At 60.1% G+C, this 23337-nt stretch carries 23 protein-coding genes and 2 pseudogenes; 13 read left to right on the plus strand and 12 right to left on the minus strand.

Features of this window, described 5'->3' with window-relative positions:
* The gene (locus AF71_RS13360) at nucleotides 1-843 is read right to left on the minus strand and encodes a BtpA/SgcQ family protein (RefSeq protein ID WP_025661805.1); all 843 of its coding nucleotides are present in this window, start codon (nucleotides 841-843) and stop codon (nucleotides 1-3) included.
* A 25-nt stretch (nucleotides 844-868) separates the two neighbouring features.
* Between AF71_RS13360 and AF71_RS13365 the strand changes: the two genes are divergently transcribed.
* A complete protein-coding gene (locus AF71_RS13365) occupies nucleotides 869-1780 on the plus strand; it encodes a ribokinase (RefSeq protein ID WP_169681699.1) in 912 nt (303 codons plus the stop codon).
* A 24-nt stretch (nucleotides 1781-1804) separates the two neighbouring features.
* Here AF71_RS13365 and AF71_RS13370 read toward each other — a convergent pair whose 3' ends face one another.
* The 7 genes and pseudogenes from AF71_RS13370 to AF71_RS13400 form a co-directional block, all read right to left on the minus strand.
* Nucleotides 1805-2575, minus strand: a complete 771-nt coding sequence (locus AF71_RS13370; RefSeq protein ID WP_169681700.1) for a glutamine amidotransferase — start codon at nucleotides 2573-2575, stop codon at nucleotides 1805-1807.
* Nucleotides 2576-2605: 30 nt separating this feature from the next.
* Nucleotides 2606-3670: a phosphotriesterase gene (locus AF71_RS13375; RefSeq protein ID WP_169681701.1), complete on the minus strand. Its 1065-nt coding sequence runs from the start codon at nucleotides 3668-3670 to the stop codon at nucleotides 2606-2608.
* Nucleotides 3671-3677: 7 nt separating this feature from the next.
* Entirely contained in the window at nucleotides 3678-4679 is a 1002-nt protein-coding gene (locus tag AF71_RS13380; protein WP_169681702.1) for an ABC transporter permease, read from the minus strand.
* Nucleotides 4676-5494: an ATP-binding cassette domain-containing protein gene (locus AF71_RS13385; protein WP_029792518.1), complete on the minus strand. Its 819-nt coding sequence runs from the start codon at nucleotides 5492-5494 to the stop codon at nucleotides 4676-4678. Before AF71_RS13385 ends, AF71_RS13380 begins: the two co-directional genes overlap by 4 nt.
* Nucleotides 5491-6438: a substrate-binding domain-containing protein gene (locus AF71_RS13390; protein ID WP_025661799.1), complete on the minus strand. Its 948-nt coding sequence runs from the start codon at nucleotides 6436-6438 to the stop codon at nucleotides 5491-5493. The genes AF71_RS13385 and AF71_RS13390 overlap by 4 nt, the downstream gene beginning before the upstream one ends.
* 38 nt (nucleotides 6439-6476) lie before the next feature.
* Entirely contained in the window at nucleotides 6477-7499 is a 1023-nt protein-coding gene (locus tag AF71_RS13395; protein ID WP_169681703.1) for a LacI family DNA-binding transcriptional regulator, read from the minus strand.
* 256 nt (nucleotides 7500-7755) lie between these two features.
* Nucleotides 7756-8289: pseudogene (locus AF71_RS13400) on the minus strand (substrate-binding domain-containing protein); the annotation flags it as partial.
* A 23-nt stretch (nucleotides 8290-8312) separates the two neighbouring features.
* Between AF71_RS13400 and AF71_RS13405 the strand changes: the two are divergent.
* Entirely contained in the window at nucleotides 8313-8567 is a 255-nt protein-coding gene (locus AF71_RS13405; RefSeq protein WP_312867265.1) for a TOBE domain-containing protein, read from the plus strand.
* A 140-nt stretch (nucleotides 8568-8707) separates the two neighbouring features.
* The gene (locus AF71_RS13410) at nucleotides 8708-8827 is read left to right on the plus strand and encodes a DUF1127 domain-containing protein (protein WP_169681705.1); all 120 of its coding nucleotides are present in this window, start codon (nucleotides 8708-8710) and stop codon (nucleotides 8825-8827) included.
* A gap of 216 nt (nucleotides 8828-9043) precedes the next feature.
* Here the strand turns inward: AF71_RS13410 and AF71_RS13415 are convergent, their stop codons facing one another.
* A complete protein-coding gene (locus AF71_RS13415) occupies nucleotides 9044-9892 on the minus strand; it encodes a ferritin family protein (protein WP_169681706.1) in 849 nt (282 codons plus the stop codon).
* 184 nt (nucleotides 9893-10076) lie between these two features.
* Here AF71_RS13415 and AF71_RS13420 point away from each other — a divergent pair, with 184 nt between their 5' ends.
* The 8 genes from AF71_RS13420 (at nucleotide 10077) to AF71_RS13455 (ending at nucleotide 19399) form a co-directional block, all read left to right on the plus strand.
* On the plus strand, nucleotides 10077-12287 hold the full coding sequence (locus AF71_RS13420) for a NosR/NirI family protein (RefSeq protein WP_246733646.1): 2211 nt from the start codon (nucleotides 10077-10079) through the stop codon (nucleotides 12285-12287).
* 41 nt (nucleotides 12288-12328) lie between these two features.
* Nucleotides 12329-14242 carry a TAT-dependent nitrous-oxide reductase gene (gene nosZ, locus AF71_RS13425; RefSeq protein WP_169681708.1) on the plus strand — a complete coding sequence of 638 codons (1914 nt, stop codon included), beginning with the start codon at nucleotides 12329-12331 and terminating at the stop codon, nucleotides 14240-14242.
* Nucleotides 14242-15609 (plus strand): nitrous oxide reductase family maturation protein NosD, encoded by a 1368-nt coding sequence (locus AF71_RS13430; protein WP_246733647.1) that lies wholly within the window; start codon nucleotides 14242-14244, stop codon nucleotides 15607-15609. The genes nosZ and AF71_RS13430 overlap by 1 nt, the downstream gene beginning before the upstream one ends.
* Entirely contained in the window at nucleotides 15606-16523 is a 918-nt protein-coding gene (locus AF71_RS13435) for an ABC transporter ATP-binding protein (protein ID WP_169681711.1), read from the plus strand. Before AF71_RS13430 ends, AF71_RS13435 begins: the two co-directional genes overlap by 4 nt.
* A complete protein-coding gene (locus AF71_RS13440; protein ID WP_169681713.1) occupies nucleotides 16520-17347 on the plus strand; it encodes an ABC transporter permease in 828 nt (275 codons plus the stop codon). Before AF71_RS13435 ends, AF71_RS13440 begins: the two co-directional genes overlap by 4 nt.
* Complete coding sequence (locus tag AF71_RS13445; protein WP_169681715.1) at nucleotides 17344-17910, plus strand: nitrous oxide reductase accessory protein NosL; 567 nt, start codon at nucleotides 17344-17346, stop codon at nucleotides 17908-17910. Before AF71_RS13440 ends, AF71_RS13445 begins: the two co-directional genes overlap by 4 nt.
* Nucleotides 17903-18895, plus strand: coding sequence for an FAD:protein FMN transferase (locus AF71_RS13450; RefSeq protein WP_169681716.1), 993 nt, complete (start codon nucleotides 17903-17905; stop codon nucleotides 18893-18895). Before AF71_RS13445 ends, AF71_RS13450 begins: the two co-directional genes overlap by 8 nt.
* A 69-nt stretch (nucleotides 18896-18964) precedes the next feature.
* Nucleotides 18965-19399 carry a pseudoazurin gene (locus tag AF71_RS13455; RefSeq protein WP_169681717.1) on the plus strand — a complete coding sequence of 145 codons (435 nt, stop codon included), beginning with the start codon at nucleotides 18965-18967 and terminating at the stop codon, nucleotides 19397-19399.
* Between the two features lie 257 nt (nucleotides 19400-19656).
* Here AF71_RS13455 and AF71_RS13460 read toward each other — a convergent pair whose 3' ends face one another.
* The 3 genes and pseudogenes from AF71_RS13460 to AF71_RS13470 form a co-directional block, all read right to left on the minus strand.
* A complete protein-coding gene (locus AF71_RS13460; protein ID WP_246733653.1) occupies nucleotides 19657-20016 on the minus strand; it encodes a hypothetical protein in 360 nt (119 codons plus the stop codon).
* A pseudogene (locus tag AF71_RS31670) lies at nucleotides 20012-20185 on the minus strand (Fic family protein); the annotation flags it as partial. The pseudogene AF71_RS31670 and the gene AF71_RS13460, both read right to left, overlap by 5 nt.
* Nucleotides 20186-20382: 197 nt before the next feature.
* Entirely contained in the window at nucleotides 20383-20928 is a 546-nt protein-coding gene (locus AF71_RS13470) for a SpvB/TcaC N-terminal domain-containing protein (protein WP_169681718.1), read from the minus strand.
* A 984-nt stretch (nucleotides 20929-21912) separates the two neighbouring features.
* Between AF71_RS13470 and AF71_RS31320 the strand changes: the two genes are divergently transcribed.
* Both AF71_RS31320 and tehA read left to right on the plus strand, forming a co-directional pair.
* Nucleotides 21913-22077, plus strand: coding sequence for a hypothetical protein (locus tag AF71_RS31320; protein WP_210258253.1), 165 nt, complete (start codon nucleotides 21913-21915; stop codon nucleotides 22075-22077).
* 39 nt (nucleotides 22078-22116) lie between these two features.
* Nucleotides 22117-23328 (plus strand): dicarboxylate transporter/tellurite-resistance protein TehA, encoded by a 1212-nt coding sequence (tehA, locus tag AF71_RS13480; RefSeq protein WP_210258254.1) that lies wholly within the window; start codon nucleotides 22117-22119, stop codon nucleotides 23326-23328.
* The last annotated feature ends 9 nt before the right edge of the window (nucleotides 23329-23337 follow it).

Below are 23337 nucleotides of genomic sequence, written 5' to 3' on the forward strand. Positions count from 1 at the left end.
TCAGCCTTCCAGACCGGGACGCGCGGCTTCGACGAAGGCCTTGACGCGGGAGAGCTCCACAGGATTCCACCAGACGCCGCCTTCCTTGAGCGAGGACGCGACGATGACGCCGTTCGTCCGCTTCAGGATCTCGACGATATTTTCCTTCGTAACGCCAGAGCCGACGAGCAGCGGCAGATGGGTCGCGGCGCCGATCGTCTCGATCTCCTCCACGGTCGCCGAATTGCCGGTGCGCTGGCCGGTGGCAATCACCACATCAGCGTCGAAGAAGGCGAGATCGCGGGTCAGTTCTTCGATCGTCCGGTCGGCGGTGATCGCGTGCGCGCCATGCTTCACATGGCTGTCGGCGAAGACCTTGATGTGCTCGGCACGCAGAGCCGAGCGGTAGCGCATCGCTTCGGCCGCGCGACCTTCCATAAAGCCCTCGTTGGCGACATAGGCGTTGGCCCACTGGTTTACACGGATAAACCTGGCGCCGCCGGCCATGGCGATGGCGAAGGCCGGGATTGGGGCGTTTGCAAGCACGTTGATGCCCATCGGGATGCCGGTCGCCCGTCTGATCCGGTCGGTGACGACGGACATGAAGGCGGATGTCTCGGGGCCGATATCCTCGGGCTTCGAGAAGGGAATATCGCCGTGGTTTTCGATGATCAGGCCATGCAGGCCGCCCTCGATCAGTGCCTCGGCATCGCGCATCGCGACATCGTAGATCGCATCGACAGTCGCGCCGCGGTAGCGCGGGGCGCCGGGAAAGGGCGAGCAATGGATCATCCCGATCAGCGCCTTGTCAGTGCCGAATATTTCCCTTATGGCGCTTGAATTGTTATCCGAAATCGTCTGCATTTTCATTTCCTTTCGAAGGCCAGCCATGCCTGCCAATGTTCGTGCTCATGTCATCGGTAACGTCGCCGTCGACGAAACCATATCCGTTTCGACCATGCCGGAAGCCGGGGCTTCGATCCTTGGCCGCGAAGAAACACGCGACCTTGGCGGCAAGGGTGCGAACCAGGCCGTGGTCATGGCCCGCACAGGCCTCCCCACCACCCTCGTTGCGGCCGTGGGCGAGGATTTCCGCGCCCAGACCATTCGTGATCAACTGGCGCCAGAACCGGTCGAGGCCAAGCTGATTGCGCTTGCCGGCCGTTCCAGCGACTTCTCCATCATCTTCACCACGCCTGATGGCGAAAACGCCATCGTCACCACCACCGATTCAGCCGGATCGCTGACGCCGGGAGAGGCCATCGCTGCGCTCGACACCGCCGTATCAGGCGACCTCATGGTCCTGCAGGGCAATCTCAGCGAGGCAACCACGCTTGGCCTGCTCCAGGAAGCCCGCCGCCGCGACCTCGTTACCGCCTTCAACCCCTCGCCCCTCAGGCCCTATTTCGGCGACTTCTGGCCGCTGGTCGACATCGCATTCCTGAACCGAGGCGAGGCGGAGAGCCTCACCGGTTCATCCGACACGGCCGCGACCGAAAAGCTGCTGCAATCGGGCGTGCGCCACGTCGTTCTGACGCTCGGCGGCGACGGCGCCCTTTTGGCAAGCCGTGGGGCCGCTATCGCCACCATTCCGGCCGTGTCCACCAAGGCGATCGACACAACAGGCGCCGGTGACACCTTCATGGCGGTGGCGCTGGCTTCCGCCGCGTTGCGCGGCGTCGAGCTCGACCCCCGCGCCATCGGCCACGCCGCCTCCGCCTCCGCCTTGACAGTCAGCCGCCGCGGTACCCGCTCGGCCTTCCCGACCACCGACGAGCTGCAGGCGATCCTGGCGCGCTGAAGCGCGCCAAGGGCCATCGACGCCTCAGCGCTTGTCGCTCAGCCAGCCGAGGATATTCTTCCACAGGCGGCCATAGCCTTCCCATTCGCAGAAGGCGGGCGACAGCCAGTGCGGGCCGATATCGGATGTCCACGCCGCGCTGCGCCCCTTTTTGAACGTTCCGGTGACGAGCAGCGGATGGCCGCCCTGATCGTCCGGCAGGCGGGCGACGACTTCGACGTCGGCGCGGTCGCGCACTTCCACCTCGTTGATGCCGAGCAGCAGCGGCCATTCACCGCTCATGCCTGCTACCGTGGGGTGGTCCGCCTTGGCGATGACGGCTCCCGTGCCTTCTGGAATCTCGACGCGGTCGTCATATGGCAGGCAGGTGACGGGGAGCACATCCTCGACCGGCGTGCGGCGCCAACGCGCCTTGCCGTCGATGCCTTGGAAGGAGAAATAGCCGCCGACCATCAACAGGCCGCCGCCCTTTTCCACCCAGGCCTTGATGAGCTTCAGCCGGTTCGGCACCGTCTTCGAATGCAGCCAGACAGCGGGCGGCAGCAGCAGCGAGTTCGCGCCGATATCCGACAGGATGATCACGTCATAGACGTCGAGCCCCGCCATATCGAAGGGGAATTTTTCAACTGCCTCATGGGCCGGCATGTAGGTCAGCTCGTACTCACTGCCTTCGAGCGCCTTTACCAGCGGCTCGGCGCCGAGATGGAAGGTGACGCTTCCGAACTGGTCGAAGCCTTTGTAATGGGTGGCGGAGCTGACCCAGCTCTCGCCGACGAGGAGGACTTTTTTTGTCATGGTCTTTCCATTTCTATAAACGTTCTGCGGTCAGGCCTTGGCCTCGAATACCGATCTCGGATTGTCGCACATGAGAATATCGAGCTGTTGATCGGTCAGCCCGTGGCGCTTCAGCCGCGGCAAGAAGTGCTTGAGAATGTAGGCATAGCCATTGCCTCCGTAGCGCGTCAGCATCATCTTCAGGAAGACGTCGTGGGAAAGGAGGATGCGATCGATATGCCCCTGCTCCACCAGCTTGACGATGGCGCGCGCCGCCTCCTCGTCGCTCGGGCACTGCACCTGCTGGTCGGCGTAGAAGAAATCCATGCCGATCATGTCGTATTCCAGGAAGGCGCCGCGCGACGCGAGCTCGCCCTGATAGGCAAGATCGTCATGCGACGGGTTCATGTGGCAGAGCACGGTGTGGCGAAGCTCCGCTCCCTCCACCGCCGCGATATCAAGCACCTTGTGGCCGAGCCGGAACCAGCCGGGCAGATGCACCATCAGCGGAAGACCGGTGCGCGCCTGCGCCCGCGCCGCCGCCCTCAGTGACTTCTCTTCCTGATCAGTGAAATCCGAGGACACCCCGATCTCGCCGATCAATCCGACCTTGATGTCGGTGCCATCTACGCCGGCGGTTGCTTCCTGAACGATCTCGTCGGCGATCTGGTCGATCGTCATGCCGGCGACCTTTGCCGGATGCGACGAGCCAAGATAGTAGCCGGCGCCCATGATAATATTGAGCCCGGAAGCCTGCGATATCCGCTTCAGTGCCCGGGGATCTCGACCGATGCCCTGGCAGGTCGGCTCGACAACGGTGTGTCCCCCATGTGCGGCGAAATCCTTGAGCTCGGTGATGGCCAGCGGCTCATCATCCAGCGTGATGTTGTGCTTGTTGACGAAAGGATCCTGGCGCAGCTCGCTCAGGATCTCCATGCAGACGAAGCTGTCGGAGAGGTACTGGCGCTCCGGCGTCTTCGGTGCATGCCACCAGCAGCGGCAGTCGTTGAGGATATGCTCGTGCATCAGCGTGATGCCGAGAGCAGAAGCAGGGATTGCCCCCGCTACGGTCATCACCTTGCCCGAGCGCACATGGGCTTCTGAAAGTTCGCTCATGCCGACCTCACTTCTTCTTTCCGCCGAAGCGGAAGTTAGTGGTAAAGATCTTGGTGTTGAGCCAGATTGCCACGAGGATGATGGCGCCCGTCACGATCTGCGTGAAGAAGGGCGAGATGTGCATCAGGATCAGCCCGTTGCCGATGACGGCGATGGTGAGTGTCCCGAGCACCGTGCCGAGAATGCTGCCGCGTCCGCCCATCAGCGATGTGCCGCCGAGCACCACGGCCGCGATGACCTGCAGTTCGAAACCGACGGCTGCGTTGGACGAGCCGGAGCCGAGACGGGCGGCGATCAGAAGTCCGGCCAATGCGCAGGCAATCCCTGACACCATGTAGACCGAGGCAACGATCCATTTCGCCGGCATGCCGACGCGGCGTGCGGCCTCGAGATTGGAGCCGACCGCGACGACTTGCCGGCCGTATTTCGTGTAGGCGATCACAACGTAGCCGATCACGGCCACAAGCACGGCTATCAGCGCCGGAACCGGAAGCCCGAGGAACTCGCCCCGGCCGAGCCAGAAGAAGCCGGGCGCATCCTTGATCGGGATCGAATATCCCTGCGTCAGCCACAGCGCGAAACCTCGCAGAATGGAGAGGCCCGCGAGCGTGACGATGAAGGCCGGGATGCCTTGATAGGCAATGAACCAGCCCTGGGCGATGCCCATCAGCGCGCCAAAGGCAATCATGCCGATCACTACAGTCGGCCATGGATAGCCCATGGCCATGATGATTGCCGCCACCGCATTAACCAGCGCCACCTGCGAACCGACGGAAAGATCGATGCCGCCAGTGATGATGACAAGCGTCATCGCGACCGCGACGACCAGGATGGGAGCGGCCTGGCGCACGACGTTGAGGATATTGCCCAGCGTCAGGAACGTGTCCGTGGTGGCGGAGAAGAAGACGAGGCAAGCGAGGAAGAACACGGTGATCGACAGCACCTGCGCGTGTTCGGAAAGGAAGTCCGCGACCGGCGATCCGGCCGCGCGTTCGGTATAGGCGCTCAATGCTTCTGCCCTCCGACGATGAGCTGCACAAGATCCTGCAAGTCGGTCTTGGCGATATCGCGTTCGGCGACCTTGGTGCCTTCGTACATGACGGCGATACGGTCGCAAACGCGGAAGAGATCCTGCAGACGGTGGGTGATAAGGATGACCGACACCCCTTTGGCCTTGACGCGGTTGATCAGGTTGAGCACGGCCTCGACCTCCGCCACGGCAAGAGCCGATGTCGGCTCGTCCATGATCAGCACCTTCGGATTGAAGGACGCGGCGCGCGCGATAGCGATCGCCTGCCGCTGACCGCCCGACAGTTTCTCCACCTTAGCACCAAGTCGTGGGATGCGGATCTCGAGCGCATCCAGCATGGCGCGGGCCTCGGTCAGCATGCGCGCGCGGTCGAGGAACGGTCCCTTGGTCAGTTCGCGGCCCAGAAACAGATTGCCGACCACATCGACATGGTCGCACAGGCTGAGGTCCTGAAACACCATTTCGATATTCCTATCGCGGGCGTCGGCCGGTCCGCTGAAGCGAACCTCCTGTCCGTCGACGGCGATCGTGCCGTCATCGGGGATATAGGTACCGGAGATGACCTTGGTCAGCGTCGACTTGCCGGCTGCGTTGTCGCCGACCAATCCCAGGCATTCGCCGGGATAAATGTCGAGATCGACGCCGCGCAGCGCCTGATGCGAGCCGAAGTTCTTGCGGATGCCCTTCAAGGAAATGCGGGGCTGGCGATTGCCGCCTTCGCCGGACTGCCGGGGGAGAATTTCTCCGCCCCCGGATCCTGCGACAGCGGTTGGGTGCTGTCTGTCAGAGATCATTTGAAAACGGCCCGGTAGGGTTCGACATTCTCCTTGGTGACGATAGTGATCGGCACCGAGATCGTCTTCTCGACGCTGCCGCCGTCCGAGATCTTCTTGAGGGCATCGACGGCCGCCGCACCCATGGCGGACGGATCCTGCTGGATCACGGCTGTGACGTAGCCCGCGTCGATGCCGGCGATTGCCTGGGCGGTCAGATCCCAGCCGAAGATCTTGACATCAGACTGCTTGCCCTGGCTTTCGACAGCGGCGATGGCGCCCATCAGCGCTGGCTCGCCGGTGGCGTAAACTGCGTTCATGTCGGGGTTGCCGGTGATAAGGTTTTCAGCGGCGGCCAGCGCGTTGTCCTGGATGTTCTGGCCATCGACGACGCCAGCGGTGGTGACGCCTTCGACACTTTTGACGGTCTTTTCGAAGCCTTCCTGGCGGACATTCTGGATGAAGGAGTTCAGTGCGCCGACAACGCCATACTTCACCTTGCCGCCCATGTTACTTTTCACATAATCGAGGAAGAACTTGCCCATGTCTGCACCAGCCTTGGCATTGTCGACGCCGATCTGCGCCTTCTGCGGGCCTTCCGGGAGAATCGCATCGATGGCGACAACGGGAATGCCCGCGGCGGCGGCCTGCTGCACGGCTGGCATGATGCCATTAACGTCGATTGCAACGACCGCGAGGCCGTCTACCTTCTGCTGGATATAGGTTTCGATGGCGCTGTTTTGCGCGGCCGGGTCGTTATTGGCGTTGAAGATCACCAGCTTGGCGCCGGCCGCGTCGGCCGCCTTTTGCGCGCCTTCGTTCATCTGGTTGAAGAACAGCGCCTGCTGGTTGATCTGCACAAGCGCGAAGGTCTTTTCAGCGGCGAAGGCACTCCCGAACGAGATGCCGGCAAAGACCGTGGTCGCGAGTGCAGTCGTGAACGTCCTGCGTGTCAGAATAGTCATGTCTTGTTCCTCTGGTTAGGTTCATCTTCGTTGCTTTTTTATTGTTTCGACGGCGGTGCAACGGAGTTCCGCACGACGATTTCGACCGGCAGCAGTTCCTCGGAGCGCAAGGTCTCGGGCTCCTGCCAGTTTGTTTCCAGAACGAGCGCCAAGGCGCGTTCGCCAAGCGCCCGGACGGGCTGGCGTATGGCGGTCAGCGGCGGCGCAAAAAGATGCAGCGGTCCGACGTCGTCGAAGCCGATCACCGAAACCTCGCCGGGAACCGAGACGCCCTCGGCAAGCAGCACTTCGATCAAGCCGATCGCTATTTCGTCCGAACTGGCAAAGATGCCCGTCGCCTGCTTGCCCTCATCGATAAAACGGCGCGCCGCCTGCCGGCCGAATTCCACCGTGAAGCTGCCCTCGTAGCGTGTCACCTGGAACGGCTCTCCACGCTCCATAAGCGCGCGTTCCAGGCCGAGGAAGCGGCGGCGCGTGCTGATCATTTCCTGTGGGCCGCCGATGTAGACGATGTGCCTATGCCCATGGTCTGCTAGATGCCGACCCGCGAGATAGCCACCCTCCTCGTTATCGGCGAAGAGTTTCGGCACTATCGCATTCGGCACGTCTTCGTCGACGATGACGACCTTGCCGGCCTGGTTGATCACTGCCGCCAGTTCGCCGTCGTCTGGATGGTTGGTAACGAAGATGAGGCCATCAACATGGTTGCGCGCAAGCCCTGTCACATATGAGATCTCACGGCCAGGGCGGTTGAGCGTCGCATGCAGCGACAGGGCGAGGCCGCGCTTATCCGCCTCGTGCTCTACAGCAGCAACAAGCGTTGCGAAGAACGGATTGGCAATATCCGGCACCACAAGACCGATCGTCTCCGAACGGCCGCGGCTCAGACGGCGCGCATGCGGGTTCGGCTCGTAGCGAAGTTCCCGGATTGCCTTGTCGATGCGCTCTTTGGTTTCAGGGGGAAGTTGAAGCGAACCGTTCAGAAGCCGTGATACCGTCGCTACCGATACGCCAGCGGCATCGGCGACATCCTTCAGGCTTGTAGCACGCTTGCTGGACATCATGTCTCCCTGACAGGATAACTAAGCTTGTAAAGCGATTTACTAAACCGCTTTACAATGACACCCGCAATCCCGCTGTCAAGCGTGAAAATTGGGCACGAAGAAAAATTAGGCGAAAGGCCCGCTTCCGCATTAGCCAAGGTCGATGGCGAACAATCCGTGACAGGCCTCGGGGCTCGAAGCGCGTTCGCGGGTGGTCTTTAGCGCGCAGGATCTAATTTAGCCCGCAAGCTTGGCAACCGGGCGTTTTCATGTGTCACGCGGAGCCTCGTGCCGCGATGCTGCAAAGAAGCCGAACGATGCCCGGCTCCAGCTTTTCGCGGCGCGAAAGCCCGAGGATCGCGAGGCCCGCACGATGCCCGATTTCCTTGAGTTCCATGTCGATCGTCGTGAGCGGTGGTCGTGTTTGCTTCGAGATGACCTCCCAGTTATCGAACCCAACGACGGCGACGTCGTCAGGGATCGACACACCCCGGTCGCGAAGCGCATCGATGACGCCGCGCGCAATTTCGTCGCTTCCACAGAAGATTGCATCAGGTTTTGGGCCTGATTGCGAATAGACAGCATCAATTGCTGAGTGTCCCCATTCTTCGGACCACTCGCCGAACATCACTTGGCCGGATGAGCCCACAAGTTCCCTATAGGCATCCGCACGGATCCGGGCGGCGAGGTAGTTCTGCACGCCGGTGATGTGCAGGATGCGTGACCTGCCCAGGGTCTGGAGATGTTGCACGGCAATGCGCGCACCCTGGGCATCATCAGGATGGAAGCTCAATCTATCGGCAGTACCGGCCACATGCAGGCAACCCGGTCGTGTTCGGTATCCGGCCTGAATCGATATCGAGTCTGACACCAAAACCCGGCTTCGAAACGGTCGAGGCGAATATCGATCTCGTTGAGCCGCTTGGACCGGAGACGATGAACTACTTCGATATCGGGCCGGTGAGCCTTTGCGCCAATGTCGATCCGGAAAGTGAGCCGCGTCCAGGTTCGCGTATGCCGCTTTCCTTCAACATGAACCGCATGCATCTTTTCGATCCGGCTGGGGGCTGTTCGCTTTCGTCCTAATGACATCAGGAATTGACCTTGCCCCCAGGTTTTATCCAGTTTTAAGTTCGCTCCAGCGGTTTTTTTGAAGTGCTACCCGATTTTGGGCCAGCGGGAGCTGGAATTTTCCGGGGTTAAGGCTCAGTTCGGCGGGGGTGCCGATGAGCCGTTCATTGTTGCCAACGGTCTCCGAACTGGGCCGCATGAGCAATCGCTCACTCCATGACCTTGGCATCGATCGCGGCGAAATCAAGCGGATCGCAAGAGCTGGCGCTCGCTAAGTCCGCGAAGACAATGTGCAGTTTGAAGCGCTCGTCCTACCAGGCGGGCGCTTTTGTTTTGCTAGTGATGGATAGCGCCAAAGCGCCCCGCGTATCGCCCTTACTCTTTGGGCAAAATATCACGCTCCGATGGACGATGGCCTACGGCGTCACCATCTTCCGTTCATCCTCTGTGGAAAGAATTCTAGTTTCGGATCGAACGTCCCTCGTATCATACTAGAGTTGGCGCCCTCGAAGAGCCCGGAGGCAGTGAATGACCTGCGAGGCGAACTCGCGGGCCCGACCGGCCTCTTTCTCGTCGGCCGCGCGATCTCCGATGTCGAGGTAGCAGTCCGCTAGGAATTCGCAGAGCGGCAGAGCACTTTCAACCGCCTTTCGTGTCGCCTTCCCCGGGCGCGGAGTGGTAAGTAGCGGGAATTCTCGCATCGAGCTCGACCTCAGCTCGGCTTCTTTTGAAAGAGCCAGGAGGTCGTCGCCTCCGTCTGTCCTTGATAGTTCCGTCAACGATCTGAGCTGTCCAGACAATATCTGCTCAAGCATCGGCAAATCGCCTTTGTCGACCGTTAGAGTTTGATCTCGTTCCCGGTGAAATGCCAGTCGTCGCTCGCGTCTCAATGTTGCAACATGGCCGAGTTCCTCCCGGGCCATTCGTTCGGCTGCATCTCTAACGTCGTCCGACCCGGCATGGGCCGAGACGTAGGACCAGAACACGAACGCGCGTTCCTCGTTGCGAACGGCTATCGAGAAAGCGCGGTAGGCGCTCAACATCTCGGGAGCCACTTTCCCAGCTCCTTCGTCATCGAACAGGTGTTCCGGGGGATAGGCGGAAACCGCAAGTGTTTTGCATCCGAGTGCTTTCTCCCATTCATTCACTTTGCTCAAGTGCCCCTGTTCCTCGGCGACCAGCGCATCGAACACTGCCGCAAGCTCGGGGTGTCCCATCTCCGTCATTCTAAGACCGAGGGCGAGGTAACCTTCTATTGCTTCCTGTTCCATGGCACGACCAAGCGCCAAAAGCTCGTCCAACGACGCTAGATGCCAAGGATCGGAGGTCTTTGCTGGCATGCAGTCCACTCCTGTTAGGCCTTCCCCTTGCCGGATATGGGCCCATTTGAAACGCGTACGTTTTTCCAACGAGGAGTTGTCTTCGGCCGAGGTTAGGATACATTCTCATCTCGGAACTGCAAAGAAATCCAAGGCCAGCGCAATGAACTTTTCAAAGAAAGTTCGGTCGTCATGGTTAGCAAGCATGCTCGTGCTTGCGGTCGCGTTCGTCGGCCTCTCGTCCACAACCCCCGCATTCGCAGCCGGGCAGCTTCCCACCTTTCTTGAAAGAGTTCAGCCAAGCGAGCTTTTCGAGGGTGCCGACCGCTTCGGCGACGCCGTGGGAGACCCCCCCATCGCGCCGGTCTATCGAGGTGACGTTCTGCTTGGGTATGTCTACCTCAATTCCGATTTTACCAGTTCGGTTGGCTATTCTGGTAAGCCGATCCACATCGCAGTTGGCATCGATCCGTCCGGAATTATCAGGGGCTTCAAGCTCATAGAACACCACGAGCCGATCGTCCTCGTCGGAATTCCCCAGGCCAAAGTCGTCGCCGCCTTGAATTCGATTATCGGCAAAGACCTTGGAAGGGTAGCCTCCGGGGCTGAGCGCCCGCCGGAGGTGGATATCGTCAGTGGAGCGACCGTCACGGTGCTCGTCATGGGCGACAGCGTCGTTCGCTCCGCCGTCAACCTCATCCGGAGCAAGCGCCTGGGCGCGAGCGGTCCGGCAGGTGTTAGACCTGTTTCAGTTGTCAAAACGCTCGACCTTTCGAGAGACCAGGCGAGCGACTGGCAGACCCTCCTCGGTGACGGCTCGGTCCGGAGCCTGCGGTTGACGGTTGGCGAGGTTTCGAAGGCCTTTGAAGAGGCCTCACATCCGGAAGCGGCTTCGCACCCGGAAACCGCGAACCCGGAAGACCGTTTCATCGATCTATACATTGCGCCTGTGAGCGTCCCCGCAATCGGCAAGACGCTCCTTGGAGATGTCGCGTATCAGCGCCTCGCCACCCAGCTCAAGCCGGGACAGTCCGCGATCCTCGTGGCCGGAGACGGGGCATACTCCTTTAAAGGCTCCGCCTACGTCCGCGGCGGCATCTTCGATCGCGTCGAATTGCTACAGAGCGGGCAAGGTTTGCGATTTCGCGATCGCGACCATACGAGGATCGCGGCTCTCGCGCCGTCGGACGCACCACGCCTGAGGGAGATAGCGCTGTTCGTTGTGCCGCCGGAATTCTCCTTCGAGGTGACCGAGCCGTGGGAGCTGGAAATGCTCGTGCAACGCAGCAGCACGGGCGCGCGCGACAAGTCCGTCATCCCCTATTCGATCCCATACGCCCTTCCGTCCACCTACTACACCGTGACGCAGACCTCCTCGCAAGAGCAGGTCCCGGTCGCCGCCGCCGAGAAGAGCGATCCGGCGGAAGCGAAACCGGAACCCGGCGAGCCTCCGCTGTGGAAGCGCATGTGGGGTATGAACAGAGCCTCGATTGCGATCATCGTCGCTGCGCTCCTCGTCCTGACGGCAATCTTCTTCTTCCAGGACTGGCTGGTCAAACGTCCGAAGCTGTTCGGATGGATCCGTACCGGGTATCTCGTTTTCACCCTCGTCTGGCTCGGATGGTACGCGAACGCCCAGCTGTCGGTTGTCAACGTCCTAACATTCACGAACGCGCTGGTCACCAATTTCAGTTGGGAGTTCTTCCTCGCGGCACCGTTGATTTTCATCCTTTGGGCCGCGGTGGCGGCCGGTCTGCTGTTTTGGGGGCGCGGTCCGTACTGCGGATGGCTCTGCCCGTTCGGTGCGCTGCAGGAGCTGCTGAGCCAGGCTGCGAAGCGCCTCAGAATACCCCAGGTGAAAGTTCCGTGGGGACTTCACGAGCGTCTTTGGCCAATCAAATACATGACCTTCCTTGGGCTTTTCGGAATGTCGTTCTATTCGATGGCCTATGCGGAGATGCTCTCGGAGATCGAGCCGTTCAAGACCGCGATCATCCTGAAGTTCATCCGTGACTGGCCATTCGTTGTCTTCGCTTTGCTACTCCTCGTGGCCAGCCTCTTTATCGAGCGGTTCTACTGCCGCTACCTCTGCCCGCTTGGGGCGGCACTTGCCATTCCAGGTCGTATCCGGACGTTCGAATGGTTGAAGCGCTGGCCCGAATGTGGAACGCCCTGCCAGCGTTGCGCGAAGGAATGTCCGGTGCAAGCGATACACCCTGAAGGCCCGATCAACGTCAACGAGTGCATCTACTGCATGCACTGCCAGGAACTCTACCATGATGACCAGCGCTGTCCCCACATGATCCAGGTACGGCTCAAGCGAGAAAAGTTCATGGCGCTGTCAACTCCGGAATCGAGAGGAGAAAATAAACCACCAAAGACGCTCGTTACTCATAATGGAGAACCGGTCAAATAGGCACGCGACGTATGCGGGCCGCACCCCAGGAGGCAAATACCATGTCGAATGAAGACAAAAAACTGCCCCTTTTCAACAGACGTCAACTACTGGGGACCACTGCCGTGGCTGCGGCCGCAGGAGCGGCGACGGCCAGCGGTGCGTTGGGCCTTTCGGGTGGGGCATCTCCAGCGATGGCCCAGGAACGCGCAAAGTGGGAGGTCAAACCTGGCGAGCTCGACGAATACTACACCTTCTTCTCGAGCGGCCAGTCAGGCGAAGTCCGCATCGTCGGTGTTCCGTCGATGCGCGAAATCATGCGCATTCCTGTGTTCAACCGTTGCAGTGCCACGGGATGGGGTCAGACGAACGAGAGCCTGAAGGTGCTTACGGAGAACATGCGGCCGGAGACGGTGGAGTTTCTCAAAGACCGCGGCGGCGTCTACCAGAACGGTGACCTTCACCACCCGCACCCATCCTTCACGGACGGCACCTACGACGGCCGCTATCTCTTCGCCAACGACAAGTCCAACACGCGGGTCTGCCGTATTCGCCTTGACGTCATGAAGTGCGACAAGATCATCGAGCTTCCAAACCAGCACACCGTGCACGGCCTGCGCGTCCAGAAGTTCCCCAAGACCGGCTACGTGTTCTGCAATGGCGAAGACGGTGTCCCGATCCCCAACGACGGCAAAGTACTGGACGATCCGAAGCAGTACCGCTCCATCTTCACCGCGGTCGATGGCGAGACGATGAAAGTCGCCTGGCAGGTCATCGTGGACGGCAACCTCGACAACGTCGATGCCGACTATCAAGGCAAGTACTGCTATTCCACCTGCTACAACTCAGAGGGCGGCGTGACCCTCGAAGAGATGATGAGCAAGGACCTGGACTGGGTCGTGGTGTTTAACCTCAAACGCATCGAAGAAGCGGTCGCCAACGGTGACTTCAAGGAAATCGGCGGCGTTCCAGTAATCGATGGCTCCCACGGTTCGAAGTACACCCGCTACATTCCGGTCCCGAACAGTCCCCATGGTATAAATACGGCCCCGGACGGGATCCACTTCGTGGCCAACGGCAAGCTCTCACCGACCGTCACGGTGTTCGACGTGCGCAAGTTCGACGACCTCTTCGACGACAAGATCGAGCCGCGCGACACAGTCGTCGCCGAAACTGAACTTGGGCTTGGGCCGCTGCACACGGCTTACGACGGGAGGGGAAACGCCTACACCACGCTGTTCCTCGACAGCCAAGTGTGCAAGTGGAACATCGAGGACGCCATTCGGGCGTTCAAAGGCGAGAAGGTCAATCCTATCCGCCAGAAGCTGGACGTCCACTACCAGCCGGGACACAACCACTCCTCGATGGGTCAGACCAAGGAGGCTGACGGCAAGTGGCTCATCTCGCTCAACAAGTTCTCGAAGGACCGCTACCTCAACGCCGGCCCACTGAAGCCGGAGAGCGATCAGCTGATTGACATCTCGGGCGACGAAATGGTGCTCGTTCACGACGGCCCCTCCTTCGCCGAGCCGCACGACGCGACGATCGTGCATGCGTCCAAGATCAATCCGCTCCATGTGTGGAAGCGCGAAGACCCATTCTTCGCCGACGCAGTCGCTCAGGCCAAAAAGGACAATATCGACCTCATGGTAGACTCCGAAATCATTCGCGATGGTGACAAGGTTCGGGTTTACATGACGTCCGCGGCTCCCGCGTTCGGGCTGACGTCCTTCACCGTCAAGGAGGGCGACGAGGTGACCGTATACGTCACCAATATCGACGAGGTCGAGGACCTGACGCACGGCTTCTGCATCGTCAACTACGGCATCAACATGGAGATCGGGCCGCAGGCGACGGCATCGGTGACCTTCAAGGCGGCCAAGCCCGGTGTCTACTGGTATTATTGCACGTGGTTCTGCCATGCGATGCACATGGAAATGAAAGGTCGCATGATGGTCGAACCTAAGTCGGTATGATGGTGCGCGTGACGATCATAGCGATGGTGGCGTTCTGGGTCGCCATCGCCATCCCCGCCGAGGCCGCAGAGCGGATGGTCACACCTGCCGATAACCTGGCAGCGATCCTGGAGGCGGCATCGCCGAGGGACCGCATTACCCTGCAACCAGGCAAGCACAAGGGTCCCGTGAAGATCGTCAAGCCTGTGACCGTGGAAGGGGAGCCGGGGGCTGCGATCATAGGCGACGGAAAAGGCACCGTCGTTACCATAGACGCGGCGGGCGTCGTTCTCCGGGGCCTTGAGATCAGCGGATCGGGCACGAACCTCGAAGGCGCGGACTCGGGTGTGTTCGCGACCGAGAACGCGAAAGGTGCGCTCATCGAACGGAACAAGGTCACTGGAAACCTCTACGGCATCTACGTCCACGGGGCGACCGATTCTTTGGTCCGCAACAACACGGTCATCGGCCTGAAGAAGGGCCACCTGAGCGAATTGGGCAACGGCATCGCGGTTTGGAATGCGCCGGGTGCCAAGATCGTCGGCAACGACGTCAGCTTCGGCCGCGATGGCATCTTCACCATCGCGAGCAAGCGCAATGTGTTCAGCGGCAACAACTTCCATGACGTTCGTTTCGCGATTCACTACATGTACACCAACAACAGTGAGATCAGCGGCAACACGTCTACTGGGAACGCAGTCGGCTACGCGCTCATGTTCTCAAACAAGCTGAAAATCATCGGCAATGTGTCTGACGGAGACCGCGATCATGGCCTCGTGCTGAACTTCGCCAACGGATCGCAGATTGAGGAGAACACCGTCATCGGGCGGATGCAGCCCCAGAGCCGCTGGACAACGGCCGGGAACCGCGACCCCGCTGACAAAATGCCTTCAGACGATAGTCCAGTGAGCCCCGACGTCAGCCTCTCGGGCGAGCGACTGGGCCCGGAGAAGTGCGTTTTCATCTACAACGCCAACAACAACCGACTGAGGGGCAACAGGTTTGAAGGTTGTTCGATCGGTATTCACTTTACGGCCGGATCAGAAGGCAACTCTATGAGCGAAAACGCCTTTATCAATAATCGCACTCAGGTCAAATACGTGGGAACCCGGTATCTCGATTGGTCGGCGGACGGCCGTGGCAACTACTGGAGCGACAATCCGGCGTTCGACCTCGATGGAGACGGGATCGCCGACAACGCCTACCGCCCGAACGATGTCATGGACAAGGTGATGTGGACCTCTCCCCAAGCGAAGGTGCTGGCCACCAGCCCCGCAGTCCAGGTCATCCGCTGGGCTCAGGCTCAGTTCCCGGCCTTACTGCCGGGGGGCGTCGTTGACAGCCATCCCCTAATGGCACCTCCCCCCCAAAAGGAGCCGGTGCAATGACAGCACCGACCGCAACAATTTCAGGCGTCGCCAAGCGCTATGGAAACGTCCAAGCGGTCAGGGACGTTACTTTCGAGCTCAACGAAGGGGAAACCGTCGCGCTTGTCGGCCACAACGGCGCCGGAAAGACGACATTGATCAAGCTTATGCTCGGCCTGATCCGCCCCTCCGCGGGCAACGTGCTTGTTCTCGGCGAAGACCCAGCCAAGGGCGATTTCGAGGTTCGGAGGCGGCTCGGCTACCTGCCGGAAAGCGTGTCCTTTCACATGGCCTTGACGGGGCGGGAAACCTTGGCCTTCTACGCGCGACTGAAACGGGTTGAGGTTTCCGTGGTGCCGGAGCTTCTTGAGCGGGTTGGACTGGCTGCGGTTGCGGCCGACCGTCCGGTCCGGACCTATTCAAAGGGCATGCGGCAGAGACTTGGTCTGGCACAGGCGCTGCTTGGCCAGCCGCGGGTCCTGCTCCTGGACGAGCCTACGAGCGGCCTCGATCCGGCTCTTCGCCGACGATTCTACGATATCCTGGGCGAACTGCGATCCGCTGGGACCACAATCCTTCTTTCGTCGCACGCACTCACCGAACTTGAAGGACGGGCCAATCGCGTGGTGATCGTCAACGAAGGCGTGAAGGTCGCCGATGGATCGCTGGAGACTTTGCGAACCCTTGCGCATTTGCCCACCCGCGTGAGCGTGAAACTTGCAGGCGGTGGTTCGCCGGTCGATTGGAAATTTGGAAGTGGCTGGAGGAAGACAGGTGTCGACACGGTCGAGACCGAGGTGACGGTGGAGGACAAAGTCGCACTCCTTCGAGAGGTCACGGCCAATCCTGCGGAGGTAGCCGGGGTGCACCTCGTAGAGCCGACACTGGACGATCTCTATGCCCATTTCCTTGGCGGGCGGAAGGCGGCCGAATGAAGAACATCCTTATCGTAGCCCGCAAGGAAATTCTGGAAGGGTTGCGCAATCGGTGGGTGCTCGGGGCAACACTTCTCCTTGCAGCATTGGCGCTCACCCTCACTGCGCTGGGCAGCGCGCCGACGGGTAACGTCGGGGTCAACCAGCTCGACGTGGTCATCGTCAGTCTATCCAGCCTCACCATTTTTCTCGTGCCGTTGATCGCGCTCCTGCTCTCGCACGACGCGATCGTGGGCGAGATGGAACGCGGCACCATGCAGCTGCTTTTAAGCTATCCGGTCGGGCGCAATCAGGTTATTCTCGGCAAGTTCTTCGGGCATGTCGCCATCCTCGCCTTCGCGACACTCTGCGGCTACGGTGCCGCCGCATTGGCCCTCGCGATCACAAGTCCTGACATTGACGCCGCCAGTTGGCGTGCCTTTCTCGCCATGATCGGGTCGTCCGTGCTTTTGGGTGCGGTGTTCGTCGCTATCGGATACCTGGCAAGCACGATTGTCAGCGAGCGGAGCACGGCGGGCGGCATAGCCATCGGCATCTGGCTACTGTTCGTCCTGATTTATGACATGGCGTTGCTCGGCGCACTCGTCGCGGCGGCGGGGCACGCTCTTCCCTCCAGTCTTCTGGACACGTTCTTGCTGCTCAATCCAACCGACGTCTACCGGATGCTCAACCTCGGGTCTGGAGACGCAAGCGCTCTTTCCGGCCTGGGCGGCGTCGCAAAGCATTCCGGACTTAACGCCGTATTGATGATTGTAGCGCTTGTCGCGTGGACCATATTGCCGCTCGCGCTTGCCGCGGTCGTATTTTCGAGGAGGGAGCTATGACACGCGCTTTGGTGGTCGGGATACTATTGTCGGCCTTTTTGCTTGGAGGGTGCAGGGAGGAGCAACGGGCCTCTCCGCCGCCGTTCGCGCTGACGTCGGAAGCAGTAGGCAGGTACTGCGGAATGAACGTGCTCGAACACCCCGGGCCGAAAGGCCAGATCATTCTCGATGCACAAGTTCCCGAACCCATCTGGTTCTCGTCTGCCCGCGACGCGCTGGCTTTCACAATGCTACCGGAAGAGCCGAAGGACATCGCGGCAATCTATGTATCCGACATGAGTAAGGCACCGAGTTGGGAAAAGCCAGGTGAGTCGAACTGGATCGACGCACGAAAGGCCTTTTACGTCATCAGCAGTTCCGTGCGGGGCGGCATGGGGGCGGAAGAGGCGGTCCCCTTCTCCACGGAGGAAGCGGCACGGCAATTTTCCGTCAAGAACGGCGGGCGTGTCGTCGCATTCAGTGATGTCCCCCAGGCCTACGTGCTGGGTTCAGGCGGTGCCGATGCCGATACCACCACCCCCACAAACCCCGAGAAGAAGTTGGAGGGACATGGTCATGGCTAGAGGATACACTCGCCGCCGGGCTATTGCGATTATCGCCGCGACGGCGGGCTTGCCCCTTCTGACCCGTGCGGAACCTATGGCGACAGTCATCAGGTGGAGCGGGCAAGCCCTCGGCGCACCGGCAACGCTTATTCTAAATCACGAAAACCAGGTTCATGCCACGCGGTTGATCGATGCGGTCGTTGCCGAGGTTGCCCGGCTGGAAGCCGTGTTCAGTCTCTATCGCGACGAATCCTCGTTGTCCGAATTGAACAGGGTCCGTGCTCTAGTCGCGCCTCCGCGTGATCTGGTGACCTTGCTTGGCTCCTGCCAGGAATATTGGACCATGAGCGGCGGTGCATTCGATCCGACTGTGCAGCCACTGTGGTCTTTATATCGCGACCACTTCATGCAGCCGGAAGCTGATCCCTCCGGCCCGCCGGCCGAAAAGATCAGAAATGCGCTCGACGCCGTGGGCTTCGACGGCATCGAATTCAATAGGGATCGCATTATCCTGACCCGACCTAAGATGGCAGTGACTTTGAATGGCATTGCCCAAGGCTACATCACGGACAGGATCGTGGAATTGCTGAGAGGGGCCGGGGTGACTAGCAGTCTTGTCGACATGGGAGAAAGCCGCGCGATAGGTTCGAGGGAGAATGGTACGCCGTGGCGGATCGGCCTCGCAGAGCGACAGGACGAGTCTCCCGACGTGATTCTCGAAGTCACCAACAAGGCAGTCGCAACCTCGAGTGCGACGGGCTTCCATTTCGATGAGGCACAGCACTTCGGTCATATTCTCGACCCTCACACCGGAGGAGCCGCTGCATTGTACAGGCGCGTGACGGTCATCGCCGACAATGCGACCACTGCAGATGCTTTGTCGACGGCATTCAGCTTGATGCACGAGACCAGTATTCGATCGGTGATTGACCGCAGACCAGACGTGCAGGCAGACCTCGTCCGGGCGGACGGCGGCCATCACCGTTTCGAAACGCGAGCCTGAGGTGGCGCGACGGCTCGCGCTCGCTTTTTCCCTAGCGCAAACAACCAACCACGAGAGGAGTACGTGATCATGCGCCTTCTGAAAAATCTGACCGCGGCATCTATGCTTGCGGCAACCGCTGTTCCGGCGGCAGCTGCCGATTTCGAGGTTCACATGATGAACAAAGGGGCCGACGGAGTGATGGTATTCGAGCCCGCACTCACTAAGATCAAGCCGGGCGACACTGTGACCTTTGTGCCGATGGACAAGGGGCACAATGCCGAAACCGTAAAGGATATGATTCCTGAAGGCGCCGAAGCCTTCAAGAGCAAGGTCAATGAGAACCTGAAGCAGACCTTCACCGTACCGGGAGCTTACGTGATCAAGTGCACGCCGCATTTTTCTATGGGCATGGTCGAGGTTGTGGTGGTGGGTGATACCCCCGCAAACCTTGAGGCTATCAAGTCCGGAAAGCTGCCGAACAAGGCTCGCGAGCGCGTCGACAAGGCGCTTTCGCAGCTATAATCCTTCAGCTTTTAGGGTCGGCAGCAGAAGCTGTTCAAGGCGCAGTCGCCCGGCTGTCGTTGACCTGTGATCGTACACCTTATGGCAGCCCATCGCCTTGGGTATTGTCGCACAAGACATCCTCGACCACACGCTGGTCTTACTGCCGCAGCCATCACACCAATAGTAGCGATGGTGGATTGAAGTTCGCCCGTGTCGTCGGAACCCGAAAACTTGCCCACGCCTCACTGAAGCTCATGCGGCGGCGAAAAAGGGGCCTAACTCCGAACGCTGCCGGTTCCAACTTTCGGCATTACTGGGCCCTCCGCACCCGCTCCGACTGGGGCCGCCACAGCCGCCGCGATTGATCGCGCGATGGCCATCTGGGCGTCGAGAATGCTTCGACCCTTTATATTGACGTCGTAGTCGCTCGACCACACGACTGCGCCGTCTGCCCCCCGGACCAGGCGTGCGATTGCTCGCATATCATCAGGTTCCAGGCGTACGCTACCTTGCAGAGTGTATGTCGTGTCGGCCTCATTGGTATTGGCATTTCCGTCCTCGGCGATAACGATCAGCCCATTGAACTTCACGAGATTGACGACAATTTCGTTTGTCAGCCCGCTCAGGACTACCATCCAAGCGCCCGAGCGCGCGCTCGGCCAAGCTGAGACGCTCCAGCAATGAAAGCACATCAATCGCCGGCTCGGGCGGCAACGGTGGTGTTACGAACGCCCGTACTGTTTCATTGGCAGCGATCGTCTCGACGAAACGACCCAACCGATGTTTGGATTGGGAATCTGACATAACCCAGTATCAGCCGCGCCCGTTATTTAACCAAGGCGCACTTAATTTAATTAAGCAGCGGATTTAGATAAGAGCGCTTAATTAACGTGGGAGACATTGAACTCTGGAGCGCTGATCTAGAGTAATCTGCGTAAGGGCACAAATGCGATGGCCAGGCAGCATTCAAAGTATTACATCCTTTCTTAAAGCATTGCCTCCTAGCGCCAATGCACATCGCGAGGACTGTCGCTCCTGGTCCACCGCTCGATCCGCGCGATCTGCGCGCCGACCCGCGGGCGATAGCGCCGCACTACCCAGCCGTCGTCATGGACGATGGGGCGGCCGTCCTCGAGCGCCAGCTCGCCGCCGGGTGTTCTGCGAAACTCGGGAACCAGTTCCTCGACGTCCGACAGGGTGAAGGTGTCGCTGTCGGTTGCTTCCTCGTAGCGCGGCAGCCCCTTGTCCGTCTTGCGCCTGATGGCGGGAAGATCAAGCTCCCAGCCGAAACCGCACGGGGAATTGCCGGCGCCCGAGTCGTACGCCAAGGCGAGCGAAGGTCCGAAGCCCGAGCGGCCAGGGCTCAGGGCCAGCGGCACGCTCAGGGTACCCGTGCCCGTCACCGGGTTAGTCGCGAACTTCTCACCGATGCCCCGGATGGCGCCGCCGCCCTTGGGCAAAGCGACGGACAGTGGAACGACCGCGAACGGCTTGTCGGAGGCGGCCGTCGCAGCGAGCGTACCCGTAGCCGTGTCTCGTTCGGCCATTCCAGCCTCCCGACCCACCAGGGTGCGACCAGATTGCATTCGCCGTCGCGTCGTTGTCAAGGTTGCCCAATGACGTGCTTGCGGGCAGTTTGATTTCTGCCCCGGTGCGCCCCTCATTACCTGGTCATGGCCTCAGTATTGCTCGGTTTGCCTAAATGCCAATCGACATGATCTTCGCATCTGTGCGGCTCGGCGCGTGCGGATACACGGCCCACCGACTGAAGCATCAACCGCGATAGGAGCATAGGCTGATTTTTCGCTGCGCGCTTGTGCGTTCCAAGGACCAGTGAAACCCCGTTGGTCCTGCCCAATTTCGGATGAGTAGCGTCGTTCATAACCTCGACGACGGTATGATCGACCCACTCCGCTCCCTACCGCCCCGCCCTTGCCAGCGATCGTGCGATGTCGACAATATCGTCGCGGCCAGAGTGGGCTTCCAATGCCGGCCCTTAAGAAATGACATTGATTATATTTGACAAAATAAGAAAAGCTCGCCTACTGTCCTCAGTCCTAGGACAAAGGACTAATGAGGTGTCCTTCTATATCGCATGCCATAGCGTTCAACATTCGGCCTGAAAACCCTTCGAGTTAGTGGCGTTCAAGAATTATAGACCTGTTTGAGCCGAGACTGCCGAACGACAAACTCCATCGTAGCTTCAACGAAATCCGCAACAATACGCGCTACGCCAAGGTGGTGCCGGTAATTCAAAGCTGGGCAACAGGTATCCTCGACCCGAAAAGGTGAGGCGGAAAAATTCGTCAAGGAAGTTCCGTCAACCTTCAATTCGTCCATGTGGGAAATCTATCTCGACAAGGCTTTTACCGATCTAGGGTGTACCGTCGACTATCCCAAATCCTCACCGGATTTCTTCGTGAAGGGACCTGGGGAACAACGAGTTGATCAACCTCGTCCTCTCGCCGCGTTATTATTACGGCTGGGATCATTGCTAGCGTTGTGAGGCACCGCTCGAAAAATTCCAGCACGTGACGGGCACCTCCGACCGCAATGGCCCCTATACCGTGGATAGCTTCCGCGGCTCGGGTGCGGACTTCATGGAGGAGTTCAAGCCTTTCATTGAGGACGGCAAGACCATCATCTGCTCGCCCCACAAGGTTTATGGTCCCCAGGCCAACGATCTGAAGCTCTAGCTTGGCAAGCGGGGCATCAACCGGGTGATCCTCACCGGGATGCTGGCCAACGTGTGCGTCGATTCGCACATGCGCGACTTGCTCGAAGCGGGCTTCGAGGTCGCGGTGGTGCGTGACGCCGTGGCGGCCCCGAAGCTTCCCGACGGCGACGGCTATCTCGCCGCGCTCATCAACTATCGCTTCATGGCCAACGCATCTGGACCACGGACGAGACGGTCGATAAGTTCTTGGCAGGCGCTCGCTAGGGCCGCTTCCGCTGTCGATCGAGAGGGCATTATGACACGTTCAAACATCGCGACGGTGCCAGCCGGCCTCTTTGGCATGGTGCTGGGATTAGCGGGTCTCGGCGGCGCCTGGCGTGCAGGACACGTTGTCTGGGCGCTTCCCGTCTTCGTCGGCGAACTGGTGATGTTGACGGCAGGATTTGTCTGGCTGATCCTCACGTCACTCTACGCACTCAAATGGCTTATTGCGCGCGACGTAGCGCTTGCCGAGCTCGCCCATCCAGTCCAATGCTGCTTCGTCGGGCTCGTCGGCGTGGCGACGATGCTGGTCGCCGGCGGACTTGCGCCCTATTCCTACGGAGTGGCGCTTGCTCTTTATATCGGCGGCGCGCTCTTCACGTTCGGCTTTGCCATCTGGCGAACAGGCGGTCTATGGCAAGGGGGGCGCGATATCATCCAGACGACACCGGTGCTCTATCTTCCGAGCGTGGCCGGAAGCTTCGTCGCCAGCACAGTTGGCGGTGCGCTCGGCTTCGCGGATCTTGGCACGTTCTTCTTCGGCATGGGGTTCTTCACGTGGCTGGCCATCGAATCCGCCCTGCTGCATCGGCTGCTCACCGCACCAACTTTGACAAGCGCCCTGCGGCCAACCCTTGGCATCCAGTTAGCGCCGCCGGTAGTCGGCGCGGTGGCGTTGATCGCGGTAGCGCCACAAGCACCAATACTCCTTGTACACGCAATGATCGGCTACGGCGTTCTCCAGGTCCTAATCTTGCTGCGGCTTCTGCCCTGGATCCTGAAAGAACCCTTCGCGCCGTCCTATTGGGCGTTCAGCTTCGGCGTAACGGCGCTTGCAATCGCGCCGATCCGCCTTATCGCTCTCGGAGACGACGGCGTCATCCTCTATCTAGCACCGGTCCTATTCGGTTTCGCGAACCTGTTCATGCTCATTCTAACAGCTGGGACGATTTGCCGGCTGTTGCAGGGCCGTCTCCTGCCACCACCTAATGTTGCGCCCACACCCTGACCAAGGCTC

The organism is Rhizobium sp. 57MFTsu3.2, assembly GCF_012932765.1.
GTDB classification, from domain to species: Bacteria; Pseudomonadota; Alphaproteobacteria; order Rhizobiales; family Rhizobiaceae; genus Rhizobium; species Rhizobium altiplani.

What these genes read in the sequence shown, in the direction of transcription:
- AF71_RS13420 (WP_246733646.1), top strand. Translation starts at nt 10,077, where the DNA reads ATGCTCGTGCTTGCGGTCGCGTTCGTCGGCCTCTCGTCCACAACCCCC.
- AF71_RS13435 (WP_169681711.1), top strand. Translation starts at nt 15,606, where the DNA reads ATGACAGCACCGACCGCAACAATTTCAGGCGTCGCCAAGCGCTATGGA.
- AF71_RS13460 (WP_246733653.1), bottom strand. Translation starts at nt 20,016, where the DNA reads ATGGTAGTCCTGAGCGGGCTGACAAACGAAATTGTCGTCAATCTCGTG.
- AF71_RS13455 (WP_169681717.1), top strand. Translation starts at nt 18,965, where the DNA reads ATGCGCCTTCTGAAAAATCTGACCGCGGCATCTATGCTTGCGGCAACC.
- AF71_RS13395 (WP_169681703.1), bottom strand. Translation starts at nt 7,499, where the DNA reads ATGTCCAGCAAGCGTGCTACAAGCCTGAAGGATGTCGCCGATGCCGCT.
- AF71_RS13410 (WP_169681705.1), top strand. Translation starts at nt 8,708, where the DNA reads ATGAGCCGTTCATTGTTGCCAACGGTCTCCGAACTGGGCCGCATGAGC.
- AF71_RS13385 (WP_029792518.1), bottom strand. Translation starts at nt 5,494, where the DNA reads ATGATCTCTGACAGACAGCACCCAACCGCTGTCGCAGGATCCGGGGGC.
- AF71_RS13415 (WP_169681706.1), bottom strand. Translation starts at nt 9,892, where the DNA reads ATGCCAGCAAAGACCTCCGATCCTTGGCATCTAGCGTCGTTGGACGAG.
- AF71_RS13375 (WP_169681701.1), bottom strand. Translation starts at nt 3,670, where the DNA reads ATGAGCGAACTTTCAGAAGCCCATGTGCGCTCGGGCAAGGTGATGACC.
- nosZ (WP_169681708.1), top strand. Translation starts at nt 12,329, where the DNA reads ATGTCGAATGAAGACAAAAAACTGCCCCTTTTCAACAGACGTCAACTA.
- tehA (WP_210258254.1), top strand. Translation starts at nt 22,117, where the DNA reads ATGCTGGCCAACGTGTGCGTCGATTCGCACATGCGCGACTTGCTCGAA.
- AF71_RS13470 (WP_169681718.1), bottom strand. Translation starts at nt 20,928, where the DNA reads ATGGCCGAACGAGACACGGCTACGGGTACGCTCGCTGCGACGGCCGCC.
- AF71_RS13430 (WP_246733647.1), top strand. Translation starts at nt 14,242, where the DNA reads ATGGTGCGCGTGACGATCATAGCGATGGTGGCGTTCTGGGTCGCCATC.
- AF71_RS13360 (WP_025661805.1), bottom strand. Translation starts at nt 843, where the DNA reads ATGCAGACGATTTCGGATAACAATTCAAGCGCCATAAGGGAAATATTC.
- AF71_RS13370 (WP_169681700.1), bottom strand. Translation starts at nt 2,575, where the DNA reads ATGACAAAAAAAGTCCTCCTCGTCGGCGAGAGCTGGGTCAGCTCCGCC.
- AF71_RS13445 (WP_169681715.1), top strand. Translation starts at nt 17,344, where the DNA reads ATGACACGCGCTTTGGTGGTCGGGATACTATTGTCGGCCTTTTTGCTT.
- AF71_RS13390 (WP_025661799.1), bottom strand. Translation starts at nt 6,438, where the DNA reads ATGACTATTCTGACACGCAGGACGTTCACGACTGCACTCGCGACCACG.
- AF71_RS13440 (WP_169681713.1), top strand. Translation starts at nt 16,520, where the DNA reads ATGAAGAACATCCTTATCGTAGCCCGCAAGGAAATTCTGGAAGGGTTG.
- AF71_RS13365 (WP_169681699.1), top strand. Translation starts at nt 869, where the DNA reads ATGCCTGCCAATGTTCGTGCTCATGTCATCGGTAACGTCGCCGTCGAC.
- AF71_RS13450 (WP_169681716.1), top strand. Translation starts at nt 17,903, where the DNA reads ATGGCTAGAGGATACACTCGCCGCCGGGCTATTGCGATTATCGCCGCG.